The organism is Virgisporangium aliadipatigenens, assembly GCF_016863615.1.
In the GTDB taxonomy this organism is placed as follows: domain Bacteria; phylum Actinomycetota; class Actinomycetes; order Mycobacteriales; family Micromonosporaceae; genus Virgisporangium; species Virgisporangium aliadipatigenens.
This window is the reverse complement of record NZ_BOPF01000017.1, coordinates 88,542-111,955: the sequence shown is the minus strand read 5'-3', so window position 1 is coordinate 111,955 and position 23,414 is coordinate 88,542. Positions and strand designations below refer to the sequence as shown.

The following is a 23,414-nucleotide window of genomic DNA, read 5'->3' as shown; positions in this document are numbered from 1 at the left end:
CCCTCGGCACAGTAACTGGGAGTGTCCGTATGCCGTCTGAGTACGCCAAGTCCCTCGGAGCCCGTCTGCGCTCCATTCGCCAGCAGCAGGGCCTCTCCCTGCAGGGCGTCGAGGAGAAGTCGGCCGGGCGTTGGAAGGCCGTCGTCGTCGGTTCGTACGAGCGGGGAGACCGGGCCGTCACCGTGTCCCGCCTCGCCGAGCTGGCCGAGTTCTACCGGGTTCCGGTGGCCGAGCTCCTGCCCGAGGGCAGCGGCGTCCGCCACGAGTCCGCCGGCAAGATCGTGCTCGACCTGGAGAAGCTCTACGACGCCTCCGGCGACGATCTGCAGTACGTGGCCCGGTACGCCCGGGCGATCCAGCAGCAGCGCGGCGACTACAACGGTCGCGTGCTCTCCATCCGGGCCGACGACCTGCGGGCGCTGGCCATCGTGTACGACGAGTCGACGTCGAGCCTGGTCGAGCGGCTCAACGAGCACGGGGTGCTGGTCACCGACCCGCGCTCGCTGTTCGCCTCCTGATTCACCGCTGACAACAAAGGGGTCGTCCCGGCCGGGGGCGGCCCTTTGGCGTCCATGGCGGCGATGTGAACGCTAACCGAGCAGCGTGTAGATGAAGCTGACCGACTCCAGCGGCGTGTCCCGGCCGGGCACCACGTCGGTGACGGTGAGCGTGCCGTAGCGGTCCTGGTCGGTGCGCACGCAGAGCATCAATCCGCGGGTGAGCTGGCCCGCGTCGACCACGTACAGCCACGTCCCCGGTGACGCCTGGCAACTGTCCGGATTCACCGGCGGGCCGGTGCCGCGCACCTGCAACGCCCTGTCCCACGCCTGCAGATGCGTGGGCTGGAACGTCAGATCGGCCCCCACGCCGGCCGGGCTGCGGTCGGTGTCGAGGTCGACGCTGACGATCTCCTTCGACAGCCGCACCTCACGCGGCCGGGGCGGCTCCGGCGACTGCTGCACACCCGTCGACCGCGACGGCGCCCCCGGGCCGAACGTGCCACCGGGCGCCGCCGGGGCGGACTCCGACGGCGACGCCACCGCTCCGGCGGGCGGGCCGGCGGACTCCCGATCCCGCCCCATGTCGAACCCGAGAACGGCGACACTGGCCGACGCCGCCGCGATCACCACCGCCACCGCCAGCGCACCGAGCGCCAGCGTCCGGCGGGTACGGACGGAGTGGTGCGACTCCTGCGGCCGACCCGTCGACGTCACCATCACACCCTCGCCTCACCGCGCATGGGAGCACCATTGTGGCCGATGCGCGCACGCCGCGGGCAGTCCCCCCGATCAGTGCTTCCCGCTCAGTGCACGGCTCCGCCCCACGGCGGCTTCCCTCCGCTGCGCTCCGGTCCAGTGCCCCGGGGGGCTCAGGCGGCGTACTCGGCGATGCGACCGAGAACGCCGTTGAGGAAGCGGGGCGAGTCGTCCGTGGAGAGCGCCTTCGCCAGTTCGACCGCCTCGGTGATCGCCACCGGCGAATCGATGTCGTCGGCGTAGAGCAGCTCGAACACGGCGATGCGGGCCAGGTTGCGGTCGACGACCGGCATCCGGTCCAGCGTCCAGCCCTCCGCGTACGAGGAGATCACCTCGTCGATCCGGTCCCGGTGCCCGGCGACGCCCTCGACCAGGCGCACGGTGTACGCCAGGTGATCCGGCTTCGGCTCCAGCCGGCCCAGGTACGTCTCCAGGGTCGGCCGGATCTCCGCGTCGCGCAGGTCAGCCTCGTACAGCACGTCGAGCGCGCGCTTACGGGCCTTGCGGCGGGACGACAGGTTGCCCGCCGGCATGCTCGCGTCGGGCCCCGGCCGCGCCTCGCCGCTCTCCGCGGGATCGGGATCCAGCTCGACATACTCCGGCAGGGAGTAGTCGCCAGAGGTCATCAGGCGCGTCCGAGGTAACGGCCGTCCCGCGTGTCGACCTTGATCTTCTCGCCGGTGGTGATGAACAGCGGCACGTTGACCGTCGCGCCGGTCTCCAGCGTCGCCGGCTTGTTGCCACCGGTCGAACGGTCGCCCTGCAGGCCCGGCTCGGTGTAGGTGATCTCCAGAACCACGCTCGCCGGCAGCTCGGTGTACAGCGGCACACCCTCGTGCGTCGCCACGATCACCTCCGCCTCGGGCAGCAGGTAGTTGGCGGCGTCACCCACGGTGGCGGCCGGGACCGGGATCTGGTCGTAGGTGTCCAGGTCCATGAAGATGAAGTCGTCGCCGTCGGCGTACAGGTACTGCATGGTGCGCTTGTCGACGGTCGCCGTCTCGACCTTGGTGCCGGCGTTGAACGTCTTGTCGACGACCTTGCCGGAGAGCACGTTCTTCAGCGTGGTCCGGACGAAGGCCCCGCCCTTGCCTGGCTTGACGTGCTGGAATTCGACAACGGACCACAGCCCGCCGTCGAGGTTGAGCACGAGACCGTTCTTCAGGTCGTTGGTGGTGGCCATACCGGTGGGGTTCCCTACTTCCGTTCCGCTGCTAAAAGCCCGCGCAAGTGTACCGGCGCCGGGCCGGCACCGCGCGCCAGGCCCGATGTTCACCCGGCGCGACATCCAGGGTCACCGCGGCGACACCTTCTCCGGGCAGGGTGCCCGGGTGCGCCCCGAACCGGACCCGTTCACCTGCCGGTGGCTCGGCACGGCGGGCACCGCACTGATCGCCGTCGGGGGCGTGGCGGCCGGTGCGCTGTCGGTCGTCGATCCATACGCGCAGTTGCCCCTCGTCCGCGAACTGCACGCCGTTCCCGGACTGGCGGTCGGTGTCGTCTACGCCGGGCTGGTGCTGCTGGTCTCCGCGTGGCTGCGGCTCGGTGCCGCCCTGCCCCGGCCCCGGGACCTCGCCGTCACGCTGGCCTGCTGGTGCGCGCCGCTGCTGCTGGCACCGCCGATGTTCAGCCGGGACGCCTACAGCTACCTGGCGCAGGGCGCGATGGTCCGCGACGGGCTCGACCCGTACGTCTTCGGACCGGCGGTCCTCGGCGGGGTGGCTTCCCTCGACGTGCCGCCGATCTGGCAGTACACGCCGGCGCCCTACGGGCCGGTGTTCCTGGCGCTGGCCGCCGTCGCCGACACGTTCACCGACGGGTACGGGCTCGCGGGCGTCGTGGCCGTGCGGATCGTGGCGCTCGCCGGGGTGGCGCTGATGGTGCGGTTCGTGCCGATCCTCGCCCGGCGCACCGGCGTCGACCCCTCCGGCGCCCTGTGGCTCGGCGTGCTCAACCCGCTGGTGATCGTCCATCTCGTCGCCGGCATGCACAACGACGCGCTGATGGTCGGGCTCATGGTCACCGGGCTGGTGCTGGTGCTGCGCGGGCGGGCCACCCGCGGCGCCGTGGCGCTGACCCTCGCCGCCCTGGTCAAGGCGCCGGCCGGGCTGGCGCTGCTGTTCGCCGTTCCGCTGCTCGCCGGCCGGGACGCCGGGCCGCCCGGGTCCCGCCGGGAGCAAGGCCCACCCGCCGCCGGCCGGGTGCCGGACCCACCCGGGGCCGGCGGGGAGTCGGGCCCGCCCGCCGCCGTCCGGGAGTCGGGACGGTCACGCGCCGGTCGGGTCGCGGAACGCCTGCGGGCCGGCCGGGGAGCCGGGGCGCGGGTGCTCGTGCGGACCGCCGCCAGGCTCGGCCTGGTCGGAGTCGTCACGACGGTCGCCGTCACCGAGTTCACCGGGCTCGGCTACGGCTGGATCGGCGCGCTGCGCACCCCGGCCGTCGTGCACAACGGCCTGTCGCTCAGCACCGACCTCGGGTACGCGTTCGGGTGGCTGCCGCACGTGCTCGGCGTCGCCGATTTCGAACGCTCCATCGAGGCCGCCCGCGTGGTCGGGTTCGCGGCGGTCGTGGTCACCGTCGGCCGGGCGCTGCGGAGGAAGCCGCCGGTCGCCGGGCTGGGGATCGCGCTGTGCGCCGTCGTGGTGTTCGGGCCGGTGGTGCACCCCTGGTACCTGATCTGGGGCACCGTGCCGCTCGCCGCCGGCACGGCCGACCGGCGGATGCTGCGCCCGGCGATCCTGGTGAGCGCGGTGCTGACGTTCCTGCTCCAGCCGATGGGCGACTCCCCCGGGCCGGCGCAGGTCGTCGGGGCGTTCGTCGGGGCCGGGCTGGCGCTCGCGTCGCTGCGCCCGGCGGGGCTACTCCCGGCCCTGCTGCGCGGCGACGTACCGAAGCGCGAGGTGGTAGCCCTCGATGCCGAGACCGCAGATCACGCCGCGGGCGACCGCGGAGATCACCGAGTGGTGCCGGAACTCCTCCCGGGCGTGGATGTTGGAGATGTGCACCTCGATCAGCGGCCAGCGCAGCAGCGCACAGGCGTCGCGTAGCGCGATCGAGTAGTGCGACCAGGCGGCCGGGTTGAGCACCACCGCCGCGCCGGTGTCGGCCGCCTCGTGGATCCAGCCGATCATCTCGTGCTCGGCGTCGGTCTGGCGCACCTCGACGTCGAGCCCCAGCTCGGCGCCGAGCTCGACGCAGCTCTGAACGAGATCCGCGTAGCTGGTCAGCCCGTAGACGTCCACCTGCCGGGTGCCGAGCCGGCCGAGGTTGACCCCGTTGAGCACGAGCACCTTCATGATGTCTCCCGCGCAAGCGCCGTGCCGGCGCCTGAGGTGCCGGACCGTCGCGCGCTCATGCGGTCACCGCCGCGTAGGCGGCGCGGAGCAGGTCGTCGCTCGGACCGTCCAGTGTGGACGGTTCGCCGATCGCGTCCAGCACGATGAAGCGGAGTTTGTTGCCCCGGGCCTTCTTGTCGACCCGCATCACCGACAGCAGTTCGTCGAACGCGTCCGCGCGGTAGCTCACCGGCAGCCCCATCCGGGTCAGGATCTCCCGGTGCCGGGCCACCGACGCGGGATCCAGCCGGCCGGCCGCCCCGGCCAGCGCCGCCGCGTACACGAGGCCCACCGACACCGCGTCGCCGTGCCGCCAGCGGTAGCCCTCGACCTTTTCGATGGCGTGCGCGAGCGTGTGGCCGTAGTTGAGGATCTCGCGCCGGCCGGACTCCCGCAGGTCGCCCGAGACCACGTCGGCCTTGACCCGGATGGCCCGCTCGACCAGCTCCGCCAGGTGCGCGCCGGTGGGGTCGCCGGACTCACAGCGTTCCAAAATAATCGGATCCGCGATGAACCCGCACTTGATCACCTCGGCCAGCCCCGCGACCAGATCCGCTCTGGGGAGGGTGTCCAACGTGGACAGGTCGCACAGCACACCCGCCGGCGGATGGAACGCCCCGACCAGGTTCTTGCCCGCGGCCGTGTTGACCCCGGTCTTCCCGCCGACGGCCGCGTCGACCATGCCGAGCAGGCTGGTCGGCACGTGCACGACCGGCACGCCCCGCAGCCAGCACGCGGCGACGAAGCCGCCCAGGTCGGTGACGGCGCCCCCGCCGACGGCCACCACGGCGTCCGTGCGGGTGAACCGGGCGGCGCCCAGCTCGTCCCAGCACCGGGCGGCGACCTCGATGGTCTTGCCGGCCTCGGCGTCGGGCACCTCCAGCGGCAGCGGCGCGATGCCGGCGTCGCGCAGCAACGCGGCGATCCGGTCGGCGTGCGCCCGAAGCGGCGCGGCGTAGAGTACGGCGGTCTGTGCGGCACCGGCCACCAGTCGTGGCAGCGCGGCGAGCAGATCACGCCCCACCACCACGTCGTACGGACGGTCGCCGGGCACCTCGATAACGGTCTCCATCGGCTGGGAAGTCTTCCACACCGGCGGAACCGAACGGCACCGCGCCGCGTCCCATCCCATAACTAGCGGGAACCTGGAGGTCGGACATGCGGGACCGGCGAGCGGCACTCCTGGCGGCGATCGTGCTCGGCTCACCCGGCGGCCAGCCGCTGCGCGGCCCCGACAGCGACGAGACCCGACCGGCCGAACGGCCCGAGGCCGCTACAGCGCCCGCACCACCTCGGCGCTGACGCCGCCCCCAGCGACACTCCCGCACCACGGCCGAACGGCCCGAGGCCGCTACAGCGCCCGCACCACCTCGGCGGTGACCTCCTCGGGCGTGCGGCCGCCCGTCTTCACCACCACGGTCGCCACCTCCTCGTACAGCGGCCGGCGCTGGTCGAGCAGGTGCTTCAGGGTCGCCCGCGGGTTGATCGCCAGCAGCGGCCGGCCGGCACCGAGGCCGACCCGTGAGATCGCGTCGGAGAGGTCGACCTCCAGGTACACGACCGGGTGACCGCGCAGCGCCGCCCTGTTCTCCGGCGCCAGGATCGCGCCGCCGCCGAGGGCGAGCACGCCGCCGAAGCCGGCCAGCGCGGTCGCGACGGCCTCGCGTTCCAGCGCCCGGAAGTGCTCCTCGCCGTCCTGCACGAAGATGTCGGAGATCGGCTTGCCGGCGGTGGCCTCGATGTCGGTGTCGGTGTCCCGGAACGGCACGCCGAGTGCCTCGGCCAGCAGCACGCCGACCGTGGTCTTCCCCGCCCCCATCACCCCGACGAGAACGGCCCGCGGCCCCATCAGTGCTCCCCACGCAGCGTCGTGCCGCCCCGCCGCGCGCTCACCTGATGAAGAGGTTGTCGAGGTAGCCGGCCACGTTGCGGCGGATCTCCACCACCGAGTCGCCGCCGAACTTCTCCGTCGCCGCCTCGGCCAGCACCAGCGCCACCATCGCCTCGGCGACGACCGCCGCGGCCGGCACCGCACACACGTCGGAGCGTTGGTTGATGGCGGTGGCCGGTTCGCCCGAGGTGACGTCCACGGTCTGCAGCGCCCGGTTGAGCGAGGAGATCGGCTTCATCGCCGCGCGGACCCGCAGCGGCTCGCCCGAGGTGATGCCGCCCTCCAGGCCGCCGGCGCGGTCGGTCACCCGCCGCACGCCCTCCGGCGTCGGGACGATCTCGTCGTGCGCGGCCGAGCCGCGCGACCGCGCCTGGGTGAAGGCGTCGCCGATCTCCACACCCTTGATCGCCTGGATCGACATGAGCGCCGTGGCCAGCCGCGCGTCGAGCTTGCGGTCCCACTGCACATGACTACCAAGTCCCGGGGGAACGCCGTAAGCGAGCACCTCGACGATCCCACCGAGCGTGTCGGCGTCCTTCTTCGCGGCGTCGACCTCCTCGACCATCCGCGCACTGGCCTCGGGGTCGAGGCAGCGCAGCGGGTCGGCGTCGATCCGGTCGAAGTCCTCCGGGTGCGGCTGCAGGCCGGCCTTGACGGCGACCGAGCCCAGCTCCACCACGTGGGAGACGATGTCGATCCCGAGCGTCTGCTTGATCAGCGCCTTCGCGACCGCCCCGACGGCCACCCGCGCGGCGGTCTCGCGGGCGCTGGCCCGCTCCAGGATCGGCCGGGCGTCGGTGTGCCCGTACTTCTGCATGCCGGCGAGGTCGGCGTGCCCGGGCCGCGGGCGGGTCAGCGGCGCGTTACGGGCCTGGCCGGCGAGCTCCTCGGGGTCGACCGGGTCGGCCGCCATGACGGTCTCCCACTTGGGCCACTCCGAGTTGCCGATCCGGACCGCCACCGGGCTGCCGAGGGTGACCCCGTGGCGCAGCCCGCCGATGATCTCGATCTCGTCCTGCTCGAACGCCATCCGGGCGCCGCGGCCGTAGCCCAGGCGCCGGCGTGCCAGATCCTTGCGCAGGTCGTCGCTGGTCACCTCGACCCCGGCCGGAACGCCGTCGAGTACCGCCACCAGCGCGGGTCCGTGCGATTCGCCCGCGGTCAGCCACCGAAACACGCGCGCCAGTGTGTCATGGCGCGCCTACCGGCCGGCAGCGCCCTCCAGGGCGGCCCGCATGTCGGATACCGGCGCATCGACGCCCGTGAACAGCGTGAACTGCCGCACGCCCTGGGCCAGCAGGAGGTCGAGTCCGCTGACGACGCGGCACCCGGCCCGCTGCGCACCGGCGGCGAGCGCGGTCGGCCACGGGTCGTAGACGACGTCGAAGACCACGGTCTCCGCGGACCACGCCGCGACGGCCAGCGCGTCGGCGGCGCCCTTCGGCGCGGTGGAGATGACGACGTCGGCCGTGACGGCGTCCTGCGCCCGGCCCCACCCCTCCACCACGAACGGCACGCCGAGCGCGTGGGCGACGGGGCGCAGTTCCTCGGCGGCCTCGGGTCGCCGCACGTAGAGCACCACCTCGGCACCCAGGTCGCGGGCCGCGCCGAGCGCCGCACGCGCGGTCCCGCCGCCGCCCAGGACGGCGATCCGCTGCGCACCGGTGACGCCCGCCCAGCCGAGCGCGTCCGTCATGCCCGGCGCGTCGGTGTTGTACGCCGTCCAGCCGGTGTCGGTGCGCACCAGCGTGTTGGCCGCACCGAGCGCCCGCGCCAACGGGTCGACCTCGGTGGCGACCGTGAGCGCGACCGACTTCAGCGGCATGGTCAGGGACAGCCCGGCCCACTCCGGCCCCAGCCCGCCGACGAACGGCGCCAGTTCGTCCTCGGCGCACTCCACCGCCGTGTACGCCCAGCCGGTGAGCCCGGCGGCGGCGTACCCGGCGGTGTGCAGCGCGGGCGAGAGCGAATGCGCGACGGGTTGCCCCAGGACGGCAGCGCTCCTGTTGATCATTGCTGACCGGTTCGCGACAGCGGTGCTCGCAAGCTGCGCGCCTTGCTGCTCACAGGACCCCGTTCTTCTTCGCCTCTTGCACGTTCTTCTGGTGCTCGGCGTCGGTCGTGGCGAACTTCGAGTGGCCTTCCTTGTCGACCGCGACGAAGAAGATCCAGTCACCCGGGGTCGGCTCCACGGCGCTGACCAGGGCCGCCTCGCCCGGGCTGCAGATCGGACCCGGGGGCAGACCCAGCTTGCCGTGGGTGCTGTAGTTGTTCTTCGGGTCCGTCATCTCGGCGTCGGTCAGGTCCTTGGAGGCCTTCTTCGGCTTGCCGTTGAGCTGGAGCCAGTAGTTGGTGGTGACGTCGTACTCCAGCGGCATGTTCTTCTTCTTGATCCGGTTGTAGCCGACCCGGGAGATCTTGCCGAGGTCCTCGGCCACACCGGCCTCCGCCTGGGACAGCGACGCCAGGATCAGCGCCTCGTACGGGCTGAACTGGTTGCCCGCCGCCTCCAGCTTCTTCACGAAGTCGACCTTGGCGGCCACGTCGAGGAAGTGCTGGACCATCTCCTTGAGCACCTGCTGCGCCGTGACCCCCGGGTTGAACTGGTAGGTCTGCGGGAACAGGAAGCCCTCGACGCCCTTGGCCGACTCCTTCTTGTCGAACCGCGTGTACCAGAAGTCCGGCACGCCGAGCGCCTTCGGATCCTTGGCCGCGTCCTTGAACTGCTGCACGGGGATGTTCGTCCCCTTGGCGAGCAGCTCGTAGATCTCGAACGTGGTCTTCCCCTCGGGGATGGTGACCTTGCTCTGGACCTTGTTGTTGAGGTCGAGCAGCAGCGACAGGGCGTCGGCGGCGCGCATCTTCAGCCGCATCTTGTAGAAGCCCGGCTGGATGTCCTTGCTGCGCGCGTTCTTCTTCGCGGCCTCGACGAACGCCTTCTGGCTCTTCACCACGCCGGCGGTCGTCAGGTCGGTGCCGATCTGCGCCGCCGTCGAGCCCGACTTCACCTCGAACTGCGTCTCGCCCGCGCCGCCGGAGTTGTAGTCCGGGACGGCGAAGAAGTCGCGGGCCTTGTCGAACCCGTACCAGGCACCGCCGCCGAGCAGACCCATGATCAGCAGAACCAGCAACAGGGCGACGGCGGTGCGCCCGCCCCGACCCTTCTCCGAACTGCCCCGGTCCGCGGGGGGCTGTGCGCCGCCGCGCCGGTGACGATGGCGTGGCCGCTCGTCGTCCTCCCACGACAGATCGAGCTCGTGCTCGTCAATCCTCACGTCCGCCTCCGCTGCGTGTCGAGCCAGCTTTGCAGGATCTCCACCGCGGCCGCCTGATCGACCACAGCACGCTGCCGACGTCCTCGGACGCCGCGCTCGGACAGCCTACGCGCAGCGACGGCTGTGGACATCCTCTCGTCGGTGAAGACGACCGGCACCGGATCGATCAGGGTCGCCAGCGCCGCAGCGTACTCTCTCACGGCCGCGGCGGCCTGTCGTTCGACCCCGCCCAGCGTGATCGGCATCCCAACAATCACTTGTACCGCTTCGTACTCTTCGACAAGTCGCTTGATTTCCGTCATATCCGACGGGATCTGCGTGAAACTTTCAGGGGACGTCCGCGTGGTCGCAGCCGCCCGGGCGACGGTTGAGACGGGCGTCGCGAGAATCCCGTCCGGGTCGCAGCGCGCCACCCCGATCCGGACAGTGCCGACGTCGACGGCCAGACGGACCCCCCGCGTCCACCCGGTCACGAGGCAGTCCAAAAGAGCAAAAAGGACATTCCATCGAACGCCGAAGCGGCGCCCACCTTTCGGTGAACGCCGCCCCGTGCGTCGTCTCGCCGCATCACGTGCCGGCGATCGCCTTCTCGACGGCCGCCAGCAGCGCCGGTGCCTCCGCCGCGGGCAGGCCGCCGCCCTGGGCCAGATCGGCGTTGCCGCCACCCCGGCCGGACAGCGCTCCCTTGACCAGGTCAGCGGCGGACAGGCCGCGCTCCTTGGCCGCCGCGTTCACCGCCACGACCAGGGCCGCCTTGCCGTTGGCGCGCGACACGACCGCCACGACCCCCGGCCGGCCCGCCGGGATCTTGCCCCGGATGTCCTGCGCCAGCGTGCGCACGTCGTTGCCGCCCGCGCCCTCCGGCGCCTCGGTGCCGACGTAGCCCACCCCGCCGAGGTCCTTCGCCTGGTCCGCCAGATTGCCCGCACCGGCCAGCACGATCTGCGCCCGCAGCTTCTCCAGCTCCCGTTCCGCGTCGCGCAGCTGGGCGATGGTCTGCTCGACCCGTTCGCCCACGCCGGAAAGCGGCACGCGGTACAGGTCCGCGAGCCGCGACACCAGCAGGTGCTCCTTCGCGAGGAACCCGAACGCGTCCATCCCGACCAGGGCCTCGACGCGGCGCACCCCGGAGCCGATCGACGACTCGTGCAGGATCTTCACCAGCCCGAGCTGGCCCGAACGGGCCGCGTGCGTGCCTCCGCACAGTTCCCGCGCATAATCCCCGACCTCGACGACCCGCACCTCGTCGCCGTACTTCTCGCCGAAGAGCGCCATGGCCCCGATCTTGCGAGCCTGCTCCTGCGTCGTGACGAACGCCCGGACCTCGAGGTCGTCCATCAGCACCTCGTTGACCTGCTGCTCCACGTCGTGCAGCACCGACGGCGTGACCGCGCCCGGGGTGTTGAAGTCGAACCGCAACCGCCCCGGCGCGTTGAGCGAACCGGCCTGCGTCGCCGACTCGCCGAGGAAGGAGCGCATCGTCTGGTGGATCAGGTGCGTCGCCGTGTGCGAACGGGAGATCGCCCGCCGGCGCGTCACGTCGATCTCGGCGTACGCCTGCTCGCCCGGGCGGACCTCGCCCCGGGTCACCTTCCCGCGGTGCACCACCAGCCCCGGCACCGGCGTCTGCACGTCATGAACGGTCACCTGCCCACCGCCCGCGAACGTGATCACGCCCTGGTCCGGCTGCTGGCCACCGCCCTCCGCGTAGAACGGCGTGGTGTCCAGCACCACCTCGACGGCCGTGCCCTCACCCGCGGCGGCCAGCGGGGCGCCCTGCGCGTCGAGCACCGCCCGCGCCACCGTCTCGCGCGCCACGTCCTGGTAGCCGACGAACGTCACCGCGCCGCCGGCGTCCAGCACCGACCGGTACGACGACAGGTCCGCGTGCCCCGTCTTGCGGGCCTGCGCGTCCGCCTTCGCCCGGGTGCGCTGCTCCGCCATCAGCCGGCGGAACCCCTCCGTGTCGACCGCCAGCCCCTGCTCGGCCGCGATCTCCAGGGTCAGGTCGATCGGGAAGCCGTACGTGTCGTGCAGCTGGAACGCCTTGTCGCCGCTGAGCGTCTGCCCGCCGGTCTTCTTCGTCTCGGCGACCGCCACGTCCAGGATCGTCGTGCCCTGCCGCAGCGTCGACAGGAACGCCTCCTCCTCCGCGTACGCGTACGAGGAGATCCGGTCGTAGTCGTCCGCCACCTCGGGGTAAGACGGCGCCATGCAGTCCCGCGCCACCGGCAGCAGCAGCGGCAACGCCGGCTCCTGGAACCCGAGCAGGCGCACGCTGCGGATCGCCCGGCGCATGATGCGGCGCAGCACGTAGCCGCGCCCCTCGTTGGAGGGCGTCACCCCGTCGGCGATCACCATCAGCGCGGTGCGCACGTGGTCCGCGATCACCCGCAGCCGCACGTCGTCCGGGTGGCTCTCGCTGGCCGCGTGCCCCGAGTGCGCGCCGTAGCGCTTACCGGTCAGCTCCGCCGCCTTGTCCAGGATCGGCCGCGTCTCGTCGATCTCGTACAGGTTGTCGACGCCCTGCATCAGGGTCGACATCCGCTCCAGGCCCATGCCGGTGTCGATGTTCTTCGCCGGCAGTTCGCCGAGGATCGGGAAGTCCTCCTTGCCGGCGCCCGGACCCCGCTCGTACTGCATGAAGACGAGGTTCCAAAACTCCATGTACCGGTCCTCGTCGACCTCCGGCCCGCCCTCGCGGCCGTAGTCGGGGCCCCGGTCGTAGTACAGCTCCGAACACGGGCCGCACGGGCCGGGAATGCCCATCGACCAGTAGTTGTCCGCCTTGCCGCGGCGCACGATCCGGTCCATCGGCAGGCCGACGGTCTTGTGCCAGATCTCGATCGCCTCGTCGTCGTCGAGATACGTCGTCACCCAGATCTTCTCCGGGTCCAACCCGTAGCCGCCCCGGTCCAACGACTTCGTCGACAGGTCCCACGCGAGGGTGATCGCGTCTTCCTTGAAGTAGTCGCCGAACGAGAAGTTGCCGTTCATCTGGAAGAACGTGCCGTGCCGGGTGGTCTTGCCCACCTCGTCGATGTCCGGCGTGCGGATGCACTTCTGCACGCTGGTCGCCCGCGGCCACGGCGGGGTGCGCTGCCCCAGGAAGAACGGCACGAACTGCACCATGCCGGCGTTGATGAACAGCAGGTTGGGGTCGTCGATCGCGGGGAGCGGAGCACTCGGGACCACGGCGTGTCCGGCCTGCTCGAAGTGGCCCAGGAACCGCCGCTTGATCTCCGCTGTTCTCATCGGTAGTCGATGCCTTCCTCAGGATTGAGTTCCTCGTCGAGGATGAGCCCCTCCGCGATGGCGGCGTGGATCTCCGCCTCCCGCTCGGCCATGCCCTCGCGCACGTCGTCCACAAAGGTACGGACGGACTCCAGCAGGCCGACAGCGGATTGCTGCACCGAACCCGCGATGCCCTCCGGCGTGAACGCCTGAGCCTTCTTCGACATCGCCCGGAACACCAGTCCCCCGACCGCGAGGCCCACCCCGAGCCACAACAACCGGCGCATCGTCGCCCCCTACACCTTCTGCTTGCGCCGGCGGCGCAGCTCCGCGCGCACCGCCTTGTCCTCGTCGGCCTGGCGCCGGCCCGCGGCCGCCTTGCGCACGCCGTAGCCGAACGCCGCCACCTTCACCAGCGGGTTGGCCGCGGCGGCACTGACCACAGTGGACAGGTTCGCGACGTTGGTGCTGATGTGCTGAACGTTGTTGCTGATCGCGTCCACCCGGGCCAGCTGCAGGTTGACCCCGTCGAGCGAGGTGTGCACCTGCGTGAGAGCCGTATTGACATTGCCGATCGTGGTGTTGACCGACGTCAGCAGCGGACCCGTCTGGTCGGCGACGTCCCGCATCGCCTTGGTGGCCGCGTCAACCGTGTGCCGCAACCGCAGGATCGGCACCGCCAGCGCCACCACCAGGACCGCGAACGCGATCGCCGCCACCAGTGCGGCAATTTCCGTAGGCGTCACGCCACTCACCTTCCCGCGCTATCCGTCAACCGTGCAGACCCTACCGTCCGTAGTGGACGTTCGCTCTTCAGGGCACGCGGTTTTCGCTGGACACGCGCGGGTGTGTCCTAGGCGCCACCGGCCGGCGGGCGATAGGCGATCCGGTTGATGACCTTGAGAGAGATCTCCGTCTTCGGGCACTCCACCGTCGTTTTCGGGTTCGCGCCGGGTTGATCCTGGGCCGGGGCGTTCAGGTCGACCTCGCACCGTTCCTGGTGCACCCACAGGTCCAGCACGTACTCGTCGCGCTGCCAGCAGGACTCCTTGGTGCCGGCGATCTCCCCGGCCGGACAGCCGGCGGCCTTCCAGGGCAGCCAGCCCGCCGCGCGCAGCGCCTTCTCGTACGCCGCGTGCGTCGGTTCCGGGTTCTGCTCCGACTGGTAGACCCGTTGACGGAACCGGCACTCGTTGATGCACCAGCGGCTGCCGTTCGCGGTGTCCTGCGGACTCAGTGACATGTCCTTCGGCAGTTCGAGCGCGTCCAGGCCGACGAACACCGGGTCCCTGGTCGCCTCCCGCATGATGTACACGGTCAGCGGCGCCCCGAGGATGGCCAGCACGATCAGCATCATCGTCAACATCTTGAACCGGCGCGCCTGGTCGAAGTCGACGCCCACCTCGGCGCGCCGGCTGCGGATCTCCCGCTCGCCGCTGATGACGCCGATCTGCGACGGATCCTTCTCGATGGTCAGGTCGGGCGCCTGATCCAGCGGGGTCTGGTCGTCGGCGATCGGCGACGGGATCTCGCCCAACAGCGGCGGCGGGGCGGGTGCGGCCGGCTCGGCGGGCTTCGCCTGCACGGGCGGCACCGGGACGGCCGCGGCCGCTACCGCACCGCCCGCCCGCCCCGGAACGGACGCCACCCCGGCCGTGCCGGGACCCCCCGGCCCGTCCGGACCGCCATGCGCGGAACCGACCGCCGCACCACCACGAACCGGCCCGTCGGGACCACCACGACCAGGGCCACCCGGACCGACCGGCGCGGCACCACGGCTCGGCCCGTCCGGCCCACCACGACCAGGACCACCCGGACCGACCGGCGCGGCACCACGAACCGGCCCGTCCGGACCACGGCCGGGCGGCGGACCGCCGGGGCCGGCGGGGCCGACGGCGGCACCGCCGCGCGCCGGACCGCCCGGGCCACGCCCGGGCCCGCCGGAGTGCGGCACGTCGTCGGGGCGGCCGGGACCGTCGGGGCCGCCACGGCCCGGACCGGACAGCGGCGGGCCGTCGGGCGCGGCAGGGCCGCCCGGCGGGGCCTGCACCGGCGCGGCAGCGGAGGCGCGGGGCGCGGTCCGGCCCCCGGGCGCCGGAGCGACGCCGGGGCGGGCCCGTCCCGTGGTGGGCCCGTCGGGACGCGCACCGGCGCCACCGGGCCGGGGCGCGGGGGGACCCGCCGGGGCATCGCCGCGGGTGTCGTTACGGGAGCCGGGCGCACCGTCCGGGCGCGTTCCGGGAGGCACCACCCGGGCAGCGGCCACCGCGCCCGTGGCACCCACCGGCACGGAGCCGGACGCGGCACCGCCGACGGGGGCCGCGCCCTGGGCCGGGACGGAAGCGATGTTCGGCGGGGCGGCGGGCGAGGGACGCGGCGCGGGCGGGCCGGAACGCGCACCCGGCACCGGCCGTCCCGGTGTCGGTCGGGGCTGCGGGCGCCCCGGGCCGTCCCCTGGTGCGGGTCGTCCGCTGTCGTCCACGTTCCGCCTGCGGGCGCCCGTGGGAGTGTCGTCGGCCGCGCGACGGCGACCGCCGGTGGTCTCCTCGGGCGGCGTATCGGGTCCGTCCATCGGCGCGATGAACGCCGTGGGAACGTCCGTCCCCGGCCGACGACGCGCGCCGGTCGGCGCCTCCCGCTCCGGAGCGGCACGGCGACGCCCACCCGTGGTCTCGGGCCCCCCGGGCGGCGAACCGTCGACCCGGCGTCGGCCACCCGTCGTCTCCCAGTCCGGCGGCCCGGCCTCGGCACGCCGCCGCCCCCCGGTCGTCTCGGGATCCCCCGGCGGCGGACCGTCCACACGGCGCCGCCCACCCGTCACCTCGGGATCACCCGACGGCGTACCGTCCACCCGACGCGCACCGGTGGTCTCCCAATCCGGCGGCCCGCCCTGCGCACGCCGACGGCCGACCGTCGATTCGGGACCGCCGGGCGGCGGGCCGTCGACCCGGCGCCGGCCGCCGGTCGTCTCCGGGTCGCCGGGCGGCGGACCGTCGACGCGACGCCGGCCGGTGGTCTCCCAGTCGCGTTCGCCGGCTCCCTCGGCGCGGCGCCGGCGACCCGACGGGGTGTCCTCGTCCGGACTGTGCCCGGGATCGTTCCACGCCGCACCGCCCGGAGGACGGCGTCCCGCCGGCACCTGACGATGTGAACCCGAGGCGCCACCGGCCGAGTAGCTCGTCCCACCCGGCACCTGCCGATGCGAGCCGGACGGCGTGTCGACCGAGTGGCCCGGCACCAGCCGGTGCGAACCGGACGGCCCGTCGGCGGAGTAGCTTGCGCCACCGGGGACCTGACGATGCGAACCGGAGGCGCCACCGGCCGAGTAAGTGGTCCCGCCGGGGACCTGACGATGCGAACCCGAGGGGCTGTCCGCCGGATGCGGCCGCCCGTCCGTCGGGCCGCCGTAGACCGGGGCACCACCGCGTGGGTTCACCGGCGGGGCGGCCGCTCCGGAGGCCGCCTGACGCGGCGGGTTGCCCGCCGGTGGGGCCTGCCGTGGGCCGCCGGGGCCCTGCCGTTGCGGGCCGGGCGCGCCACCGCGGCCCGCCGGTCCGTCGCCTTGGCCGGGCATGCCGGCTCCACCGGTCGGTCCACCGGGGAATCCGGGACCACCGGCGGGGCCGCCTTCCGGCGAGCCGTCGTAGGGGGCGGGCACGCCACGGCGGTCGCGGCCACCGGGCCCACCGGGGCCGTGGAAGGCACCGGGCCCCTGCGGGCCGGAACGCCCGCCGGGCCCTTGCGGACCACCGGGCACCGGGGGCCCACCGGGCTCGCCGTAACCGCCGGGCCGCCCACCAGGGCCGCCGGCCCCCGGCGCACCCAAAGCACCGGGCCGACCACCGCCAGAACCACCAGCACCACCCGGCCCACCGGGCTCGCCGTAACCGCCCGGCCCCTGCGGACCGGGCCGACCGGCGCCAGAACCACCAGCACCACCGGGCCCTCCAGGGCCGCCATGGCCGACGCCCTGCTGACCACCCGCCCGGCCGCCGGGCCCACCAGGACCGCCGTAGCCGCCGGGCCCCTGCGGACCGGGTCGACCACCGCCAGGACCGCCGGGACCGCCAGCACCGCCAGCACCGCCGTGCCGTCCCGGCTCGCCGTAGCCACCGGGTCGGCCACCGCCCGCACCAGCGGGCTCGCCGTAACCGCCGGCCCCCTGCACACCGGGCCGGCCGCCAGGACCGCCAGTGCCGCCGGGCCCAAAGGGCTCGCCGTAGCCACCGGGCCGCCCACCGCCAGGACCGGCACCGCCGGGCTCGCCGTAACCGCCGGGACCACCAGGACCAACCGGCCCGCCAGGACCACCGGGCCCGCCGTAACCACCCGGCCCCTGCGGACCACCGGGCCGTCCAGCGCCGCCAGGACCACCGGCCCCACCGGGCCCACCAGGGCCACCGGACCCGTACACCGCGGCACCACCGCGGGAAGGCCCGGCCTGAGTTCCGGGCACGCCGGAGCCACCGGGTGCACCGGACCCACCGGGCGGAACGGGCCGCGCCGTACCGGCCGGCCGCGGCGCCCCGCTACGGCGCCCGGCGCGCGGTTCGTCGTTCATGACGGGGATGTGCTCCGTGGGTGCGCTGCGCGCGTCGACGGGTCCGCGTGGGCCGGGGACCGGCTCGTCGCCGCGAGTGCGTGGACCGGGGCGGGGGCGTGGGCGGTTGCCGTCCTCGGGCTCGCCCTGCAGGCCGGCCAGCCATGCGCCGTCGTCGTCATCGGTGTGGCCGCGCCGGCTCACGCCCTCACCCCGCACAGCATCGGAACAGCGCCGATGGCGCCGCCTTCCCTCGTCGCTCCGGTCGCTGCGCTCCCTACGCTCCTCGGTCCAGACGGCACCGCGCCGCCCCGCTGCGTGCTCACGCCTCCTCCTCGCCTGTCGTTCCGCCGCGCACGATACGCCGCAGTTTCGGCAGCCGCGTCGCCACGGCGCGCTCCGCACCGTGTTCACCCGGCTGGTAGTAGTCCCGGCCGACCAGTTCGTCGGGTGGGTACTGCTGGGTGACGACACCGCGCGGGTCGTCGTGCGGATATTTGTAGCCCGAACCGTGCCCGAGCCCCTTCGACCCCGCGTAGTGCGCGTCGCGCAGGTGCATCGGCACCGGCCCGGCCGCTCCGCTGCGCACGTCCGCGACGGCCGCCCCGATGGCGGCGGTGACCGTGTTGGACTTCGGTGCGGTCGCCAGGTGGATCACCGCCTGGGCGAGGTTCAACTGTGCCTCGGGGAGTCCGACGTATTCCACCGCGTGGGCTGCTGCGTTCGCCACGAGAAGTGCCATGGGGTCGGCCATGCCGACGTCCTCGCTGGCGAAGATGACCATGCGCCGGGCGATGAACCGGGCGTCCTCGCCGGCGGAGAGCATCCGCGCGAGGTAATGCACGGCGGCGTCCGGGTCGGACCCGCGCATGCTCTTGATGAACGCGCTCACCACGTCGTAGTGCGCGTCGCCGGCCCGGTCGTAGCGCAGGGCGGCGACGTCGACGGCCTTCTCCGCCATGGCCAGATCGATGGTGGCGGCACCGGAGGCCACTGCGGACGAGGCCGCCGCCTCCAGGGCGGTGAGCGCCTTGCGCACGTCGCCGCCGGCCAGCCGCACGAGATGATCCGCCGCCTCGGGCGCCAGTTTCAGGGCACCGTCGAGGCCACGCGGATCCTCCAACGCTCGGATGATCAGTTCGCGCACGGCGTTCTCGTCGAGGGGACGCAGGGTGAGCAGGACGCAGCGGGACAGCAGCGGGGAGATCACCGAGAAGTAGGGGTTTTCGGTGGTGGCCGCCAGCAGCGTGACCGTGCGGTCCTCGACGGCCGCGAGCAGCGAGTCCTGCTGGGTCTTGCTGAACCGGTGCACCTCGTCGATGAACAGCACGGTCGGCGCCCCGCCGGAACGCCGTCGCCGCCGCGCGGTGTCGATCACCGCGCGCACGTCCTTGACCCCGGCGGTCAGCGCCGACATCGCCACGAACTTCCGGTCGCCGGCCCCCGCCACCAGGTGCGCGACGGTGGTCTTGCCGGAGCCGGGCGGCCCCCACAGGATCACCGACATGGGGGACGTGCCGGTGACCAGCTGGCGCAGCGGCGCACCGGGCGCGAGCAGGTGTTCCTGGCCGATCAGCTCGTCGATGGAGCCGGGGCGCATGCGGACGGCGAGGGGCGCGTCCGCCGGAGGCGGCGTGAAGCCCTCCCCCGGTTCGTTGATCTCGAACAGCCCGTCGTCCACCCCGCGACAGTACCGAGGGAAAGGGCGCCCGACCTAAACCGCACGTCCGGCGATCATGTCCCGGTACCAGAGGGCGCTGTCCTTGAGGATCCGCCGCTGTGTGGGGTAGTCCACGTAGACGATTCCCCAGCGTTGGCCGTATCCCTCGGTCCACTCGAAGTTGTCGAGCAATGACCATACGTGGTACGCCTCGACGTTCACGCCCTCGGCGATCGCCTTCTTCATGGCGGCGATGTGGTCGCGGATGTAGGCGGTGCGCTGCGGGTCGTGGACCCGGTCGCCCTCGAGGGTGTCCGGGAAGGGTGCGCCGTTCTCGGTGATCATCAGGGGGATGTCGCCGTAGTCGCGCTTGAGCCGGACCAGCAGGTCGTACATGCCCTGCGGGTAGATCTGCTCCCAGGTCGCCTGCGAGGTGGGGAACTTCTTGCCGCCCAGGGTCGCCGGGTTGTAGTACTGCACGGCGAGCACGTCGTTCGGGGCCGAGATCAGTGCGAGGTCGCCGTCGCGCACCGGCGCCTCGACCCCGGACGGGTACGCGCCCTTGAACAGCGGGTCGAGGAAGCGCCTGTTCTCGAAGATGTCGGCGGCGGTCACCTGTGCCGGGTCGGCGTTTCCGTCGTGCACCACCGGCGACAGGTTGAGCGCGGGGCCGATGCGCTGGCCGGGGAGCGCGGCGCGCAGGCGGCGAACGGCGGTGCCGTGCGCCAGGTTGAGGTGGTGCATTACCGCCTGCGCGGCGGCGCGGTCCCGCTTGGCGGGCGGGTGCACGCCGTCGGCGTAGCCGAGCTGCACGATCGTCTTGGGTTCGTTGATGGTGAGCCAGGTGGGGGTCGCGTCGCCGAGCGCCCGGAAGACGATCTCGGCGTAGTCGCCGAACCATTGGGCGCTGTCCCTGTTCTCCCAGCCGCCCTGGTCCTGCAGGGCCTGCGGCAGGTCCCAGTGGTACAGCGTGACGACCGGGGAGATGCCGCGTTCGCGCAGGCCGCCGACCAGCCGCTTGTAGAAGTCGAGGCCCTTCTGGTTGGCCGGGCCGCGCCCGTCCGGCTGGATCCGCGGCCACGCGACGGAGAAGCGGTAGCTGGTGAGCCCGAGATCACGGGCCAGATCAAGATCCCCGGCCCACCGGTGGTAGTGGTCCGCGGAGACGTCGGCGTTGTCGCCGCCCCTGATTTTTCCGGGGGAACGGGTAAAGGTGTCCCAAATGGACGTTCCCCGGGAATCCTCTGCGGTGGCGCCCTCGACCTGGAACGCGCTCGTGGCGGCGCCCCACCGGAAAGCTCGCGGGACGCCGGAGGCGGCGGCGCTCGCGGCGGGCGACGGCGCCGGAGCGTCGTCACAGGCCGCGAGTGCCGCGGTGGCGGCGGCCCCACCGAGAAGCCGCCGCCGCGAGACCATCAGCCGGCCCGCTCGACCGGCGCCGCACCACCGGCGGTACCGGCGGCGGCCGGGGCCTTCGGCTTGGCGTCGACGCCCGCCTCGGCCCGCTGCTGCGCGGTGATCGGCGTCGGCGCACCGGTCAACGGGTCGAACCCGCCGCCGGTCTTCGGGAACGCGATCACCTCGCGGATCGAGTCGGCCCCGGTGAGCAGCATGCAGATCCGGTCCCACCCGAAGGCGATCCCGGCGTGCGGCGGCGGCCCGTACTGGAACGCCTCGAGCAGGAACCCGAACTTGTCGGCCGCGTCCTCGGGCGTGATCCCGAGCGTGTCGAACACCCGCTTCTGCACGTCGCCCCGGTGGATACGCACGGAGCCGCCGCCGATCTCGTTGCCGTTGCACACGATGTCGTAGGCGTACGCGAGGGCCCGGTCCGGCGCCTCCTCGAACCGGTCCATCCACTCCTCGTTGGGCGAGGTGAACGGGTGGTGCACCGCCGTCCAGCCGCCGTCCTCGGCCGGCTCGAACATCGGCGCGTCGACCACCCAGCAGAACGCCCACGCGTCCGGGTCGATCAACTGCGCCCGCTTGCCGATCTCCAGCCGGGCGGCGCCCAGCAGCTCCTGGGCCTCCCGGCGGTTGGCCGAGGCGGCGAAGAACACCGCGTCGCCGGGCTTGGCACCGACGGCGTCGGCGAGCCCGTTGAGGTGATCCGCGGAGAGGTTCTTGGCCACGGGGCCACGCGCCTCGCCGGTCTCCGCGTCCAGCACGACGTACGCCAGCCCGCGGGCACCGCGCGCCTTGGCCCAGTCCTGCCAGCCGTCCAGCTCCTTGCGGGTCTGCGCCGCCCCGCCGGGCATGACGACCGCGCCGACGTAGCCACCGGCGTCGATCGCCCCGGCGAACACCCGGAACTCGGTGCCGCGCAGGTACTCGGTCAGCTCGTTGAGCTCCAGCCCGAAGCGCAGGTCCGGCTTGTCCGAACCGTAGCGGGCCATCGCGTCGTGCCAGGTGAGCCGCGGGATCGGCGTCTGGACGGTGTACCCGGCCAGCTCGCCCCAGAGCGCACCGACGATCGCCTCGCCCAGGTCGATGATGTCGTCCTGGGTCACGAACGACATCTCGATGTCCAGCTGGGTGAACTCCGGCTGCCGGTCGGCCCGGAAGCCCTCGTCCCGGTAGCAGCGGGCGATCTGGTAGTAGCGCTCCATCCCGCTGACCATCAGCAGCTGCTTGAACAGCTGGGGCGACTGCGGCAGCGCGTACCACGTGCCGGGCTGCAGGCGCACCGGCACCAGGAAGTCCCGGGCCCCTTCCGGGGTCGAACGGGTCAGCGTCGGCGTCTCGATCTCCAGGAACGCCCGCTCGTGCAGCACCTTGCGGGCGATCTGGTTGGCGGAGCTGCGCAGCCGCAGGGCCTTCGCCGGGCCGCTGCGCCGCAGGTCGAGATACCGGTACTTGAGCCGAACGTCGTCCCCGGCGTCCACGTGGTCGTCCACCGGCAGCGGCAGCGGGGCCGCCTCGGAGAGCACCGCCAGCTCGGTGGCGACGATCTCGATCGCGCCGGTGGGCAGCTCCGGGTTCTCGTTGCCGGCCGGGCGTTCGCGCACCTCGCCGGTGACCTTGACGCAGTACTCGTTGCGCAGGCCGTGCGCCTCGGCCAGTTCCTCGCGGAAGACCACCTGCACGATGCCGGAGGCGTCCCGCAGGTCCACGAAGATCACGCCGCCGTGGTCGCGCCGGCGGGCCACCCAGCCGGCGAGGATGACGGTCTTGCCGACGTGCGCGGGGCGCAGCGTGCCGGCTTCGTGGGTTCGGATCACTGTGACGTCTCCTTCGGCGCGGTCGTTCCCGGGACATTCTTCCAGGAGCCGCGAGAGCATTACGCCCGGGCGGGACACCCGGCCAGGGCAGGATGTAACCGGTCGGAAACACTTTGTTGCGAAGATCCGGTACCCCCACCCTGGAGGTGCGATGTTCCTGACGCCGCACGAGCAGGAGCGGCTCATGATCCATGTGGCCGCCGACCTGGCGCAGCGGCGCCGCGCGCGGGGCCTGCGGCTCAACTATCCCGAGGCGGTCGCCGTCATCACGGCGTTCCTGCTGGAGGGGGCGCGGGACGGGCGCACTGTTGCGGATCTGATGCAGGCCGGGCGGGGTGTGCTGGCGCGCGAGGACGTCATGGACGGCGTTCCCGAGATGCTCGCGGAGGTGCAGGTGGAGGCGACGTTCCCGGACGGGACCAAGCTGGTGACCGTGCACGAGCCGATCCCATGAGCGCGCGTCGGGGCGGTGCGACGTCGCCTGGACCGAGGAGCGCAGCGACGAGGGAAGGCGGCGTCTCAGGCGCCGCCCCGACGCTGGGCGGGAAGCAATGAGCGCGCGTCGGGGCGGTGCGACGTCGCCTGGACCGAGGAGCGCAGCGACGAGGGAAGGCGGCGTCTCAGGCGCCGCCCCGACGCTGGGCGGGAAGCAATGACGGGCATCGTTCCCGGCGAGATTCTCTTCGGCGACGGCGAGGTCGAGATCAACGCGGGCCGCGCCGTGCTGGAGCTGCGCGTGGTCAACACCGGCGACCGGCCGGTCCAGGTCGGTTCGCACTACCACTTCGCCGAGGCCAACCCGGCGCTCGACTTCGACCGCGCGGCCGCGCGTGGGCACCGTCTCGGCATTCCCGCGGGAACGTCCGTGCGCTTCGAGCCCGGCATCCCCCGTGACGTGGCGCTGGTGCCGCTGGCCGGACAGCGGGTCGTTCCCGGACTTCGCGGAGAAGTGGGAGGTTCGCTGTGAGCAGCAAGGACCGCAGCTTGCGAGGACCGCTGTCG

At 72.9% G+C, this 23,414-nt stretch carries 22 protein-coding genes and 1 pseudogene; 5 read left to right on the top strand and 18 right to left on the bottom strand.

Features of this window, described 5'->3' with window-relative positions; translation table 11 throughout:
* The first annotated feature begins 29 nt into the window (after positions 1-29).
* Positions 30-518, top strand: coding sequence for a transcriptional regulator BldD (bldD, locus tag Val02_RS23360; RefSeq protein ID WP_203901302.1), 489 nt, complete (start codon positions 30-32; stop codon positions 516-518).
* Between the two features lie 72 nt (positions 519-590).
* On the opposite strand, the gene Val02_RS23355 is transcribed toward bldD, so the two are convergent.
* The 3 genes from Val02_RS23355 to efp all read right to left on the bottom strand — a co-directional run bounded on the left by Val02_RS23355 (position 591) and on the right by efp (position 2,439).
* Positions 591-1,217, bottom strand: coding sequence for a hypothetical protein (locus Val02_RS23355; protein WP_203901301.1), 627 nt, complete (start codon positions 1,215-1,217; stop codon positions 591-593).
* Positions 1,218-1,369: 152 nt separating this feature from the next.
* On the bottom strand, positions 1,370-1,774 hold the full coding sequence (gene nusB, locus Val02_RS23350) for a transcription antitermination factor NusB (RefSeq protein ID WP_203901330.1): 405 nt from the start codon (positions 1,772-1,774) through the stop codon (positions 1,370-1,372).
* A gap of 107 nt (positions 1,775-1,881) precedes the next feature.
* Positions 1,882-2,439, bottom strand: a complete 558-nt coding sequence (efp, locus tag Val02_RS23345) for an elongation factor P (protein ID WP_203901300.1) — start codon at positions 2,437-2,439, stop codon at positions 1,882-1,884.
* Between the two features lie 85 nt (positions 2,440-2,524).
* On the opposite strand from efp, the pseudogene mptB reads away from it, so the two are divergent.
* Positions 2,525-4,090 (top strand): annotated as a pseudogene (mptB, locus tag Val02_RS23340) (polyprenol phosphomannose-dependent alpha 1,6 mannosyltransferase MptB); the annotation flags it as partial.
* Between the two features lie 24 nt (positions 4,091-4,114).
* On the opposite strand, the gene aroQ reads toward mptB, so the two are convergent.
* On the bottom strand, positions 4,115-4,552 hold the full coding sequence (gene aroQ / locus Val02_RS47550) for a type II 3-dehydroquinate dehydratase (RefSeq protein WP_239153276.1): 438 nt from the start codon (positions 4,550-4,552) through the stop codon (positions 4,115-4,117).
* Positions 4,553-4,607: 55 nt separating this feature from the next.
* Positions 4,608-5,663, bottom strand: a complete 1,056-nt coding sequence (aroB, locus tag Val02_RS23335; RefSeq protein ID WP_203901298.1) for a 3-dehydroquinate synthase — start codon at positions 5,661-5,663, stop codon at positions 4,608-4,610.
* 86 nt (positions 5,664-5,749) lie between these two features.
* Between aroB and Val02_RS23330 the strand changes: the two genes are divergently transcribed.
* On the top strand, positions 5,750-5,893 hold the full coding sequence (locus Val02_RS23330) for a hypothetical protein (RefSeq protein ID WP_203901297.1): 144 nt from the start codon (positions 5,750-5,752) through the stop codon (positions 5,891-5,893).
* A gap of 49 nt (positions 5,894-5,942) precedes the next feature.
* On the opposite strand, the gene Val02_RS23325 is transcribed toward Val02_RS23330, so the two are convergent.
* From Val02_RS23325 to aspS, 13 genes are all read right to left on the bottom strand, one after another.
* Positions 5,943-6,440: a shikimate kinase gene (locus Val02_RS23325; protein ID WP_203901296.1), complete on the bottom strand. Its 498-nt coding sequence runs from the start codon at positions 6,438-6,440 to the stop codon at positions 5,943-5,945.
* 40 nt (positions 6,441-6,480) lie between these two features.
* Positions 6,481-7,659, bottom strand: a complete 1,179-nt coding sequence (gene aroC / locus Val02_RS23320; protein WP_203901295.1) for a chorismate synthase — start codon at positions 7,657-7,659, stop codon at positions 6,481-6,483.
* Positions 7,660-7,683: 24 nt separating this feature from the next.
* Positions 7,684-8,496 carry a shikimate dehydrogenase gene (locus Val02_RS23315; RefSeq protein ID WP_203901294.1) on the bottom strand — a complete coding sequence of 271 codons (813 nt, stop codon included), beginning with the start codon at positions 8,494-8,496 and terminating at the stop codon, positions 7,684-7,686.
* 49 nt (positions 8,497-8,545) lie between these two features.
* Entirely contained in the window at positions 8,546-9,757 is a 1,212-nt protein-coding gene (mltG, locus tag Val02_RS23310; RefSeq protein ID WP_239153275.1) for an endolytic transglycosylase MltG, read from the bottom strand.
* Entirely contained in the window at positions 9,754-10,230 is a 477-nt protein-coding gene (ruvX, locus tag Val02_RS23305; RefSeq protein ID WP_203901293.1) for a Holliday junction resolvase RuvX, read from the bottom strand. Before ruvX ends, mltG begins: the two co-directional genes overlap by 4 nt.
* Before the next feature lie 94 nt (positions 10,231-10,324).
* On the bottom strand, positions 10,325-13,012 hold the full coding sequence (gene alaS / locus Val02_RS23300) for an alanine--tRNA ligase (protein ID WP_203901292.1): 2,688 nt from the start codon (positions 13,010-13,012) through the stop codon (positions 10,325-10,327).
* Positions 13,009-13,278, bottom strand: a complete 270-nt coding sequence (locus Val02_RS23295) for a hypothetical protein (protein WP_203901291.1) — start codon at positions 13,276-13,278, stop codon at positions 13,009-13,011. Before Val02_RS23295 ends, alaS begins: the two co-directional genes overlap by 4 nt.
* Before the next feature lie 9 nt (positions 13,279-13,287).
* Positions 13,288-13,737, bottom strand: coding sequence for a DUF948 domain-containing protein (locus tag Val02_RS23290; RefSeq protein ID WP_203901290.1), 450 nt, complete (start codon positions 13,735-13,737; stop codon positions 13,288-13,290).
* Between the two features lie 107 nt (positions 13,738-13,844).
* On the bottom strand, positions 13,845-16,130 hold the full coding sequence (locus tag Val02_RS23285) for a hypothetical protein (RefSeq protein WP_203901289.1): 2,286 nt from the start codon (positions 16,128-16,130) through the stop codon (positions 13,845-13,847).
* Between the two features lie 293 nt (positions 16,131-16,423).
* Positions 16,424-17,392 (bottom strand): hypothetical protein, encoded by a 969-nt coding sequence (locus Val02_RS48690; RefSeq protein ID WP_203901288.1) that lies wholly within the window; start codon positions 17,390-17,392, stop codon positions 16,424-16,426.
* A gap of 461 nt (positions 17,393-17,853) precedes the next feature.
* The gene (locus tag Val02_RS23275; RefSeq protein ID WP_239153274.1) at positions 17,854-19,212 is read right to left on the bottom strand and encodes a replication-associated recombination protein A; all 1,359 of its coding nucleotides are present in this window, start codon (positions 19,210-19,212) and stop codon (positions 17,854-17,856) included.
* A 33-nt stretch (positions 19,213-19,245) separates the two neighbouring features.
* Positions 19,246-20,607 carry a GH1 family beta-glucosidase gene (locus tag Val02_RS23270; protein WP_203901287.1) on the bottom strand — a complete coding sequence of 454 codons (1,362 nt, stop codon included), beginning with the start codon at positions 20,605-20,607 and terminating at the stop codon, positions 19,246-19,248.
* Positions 20,607-22,412 carry an aspartate--tRNA ligase gene (aspS, locus tag Val02_RS23265; protein WP_203901286.1) on the bottom strand — a complete coding sequence of 602 codons (1,806 nt, stop codon included), beginning with the start codon at positions 22,410-22,412 and terminating at the stop codon, positions 20,607-20,609. The genes Val02_RS23270 and aspS overlap by 1 nt, the downstream gene beginning before the upstream one ends.
* Before the next feature lie 151 nt (positions 22,413-22,563).
* Here aspS and Val02_RS23260 point away from each other — a divergent pair, with 151 nt between their 5' ends.
* On the top strand, positions 22,564-22,866 hold the full coding sequence (locus tag Val02_RS23260; protein WP_203901285.1) for an urease subunit gamma: 303 nt from the start codon (positions 22,564-22,566) through the stop codon (positions 22,864-22,866).
* Positions 22,867-23,064: 198 nt separating this feature from the next.
* Positions 23,065-23,379 (top strand): urease subunit beta, encoded by a 315-nt coding sequence (locus Val02_RS23255; RefSeq protein WP_239153273.1) that lies wholly within the window; start codon positions 23,065-23,067, stop codon positions 23,377-23,379.
* Positions 23,380-23,414: the final 35 nt, after the last annotated feature.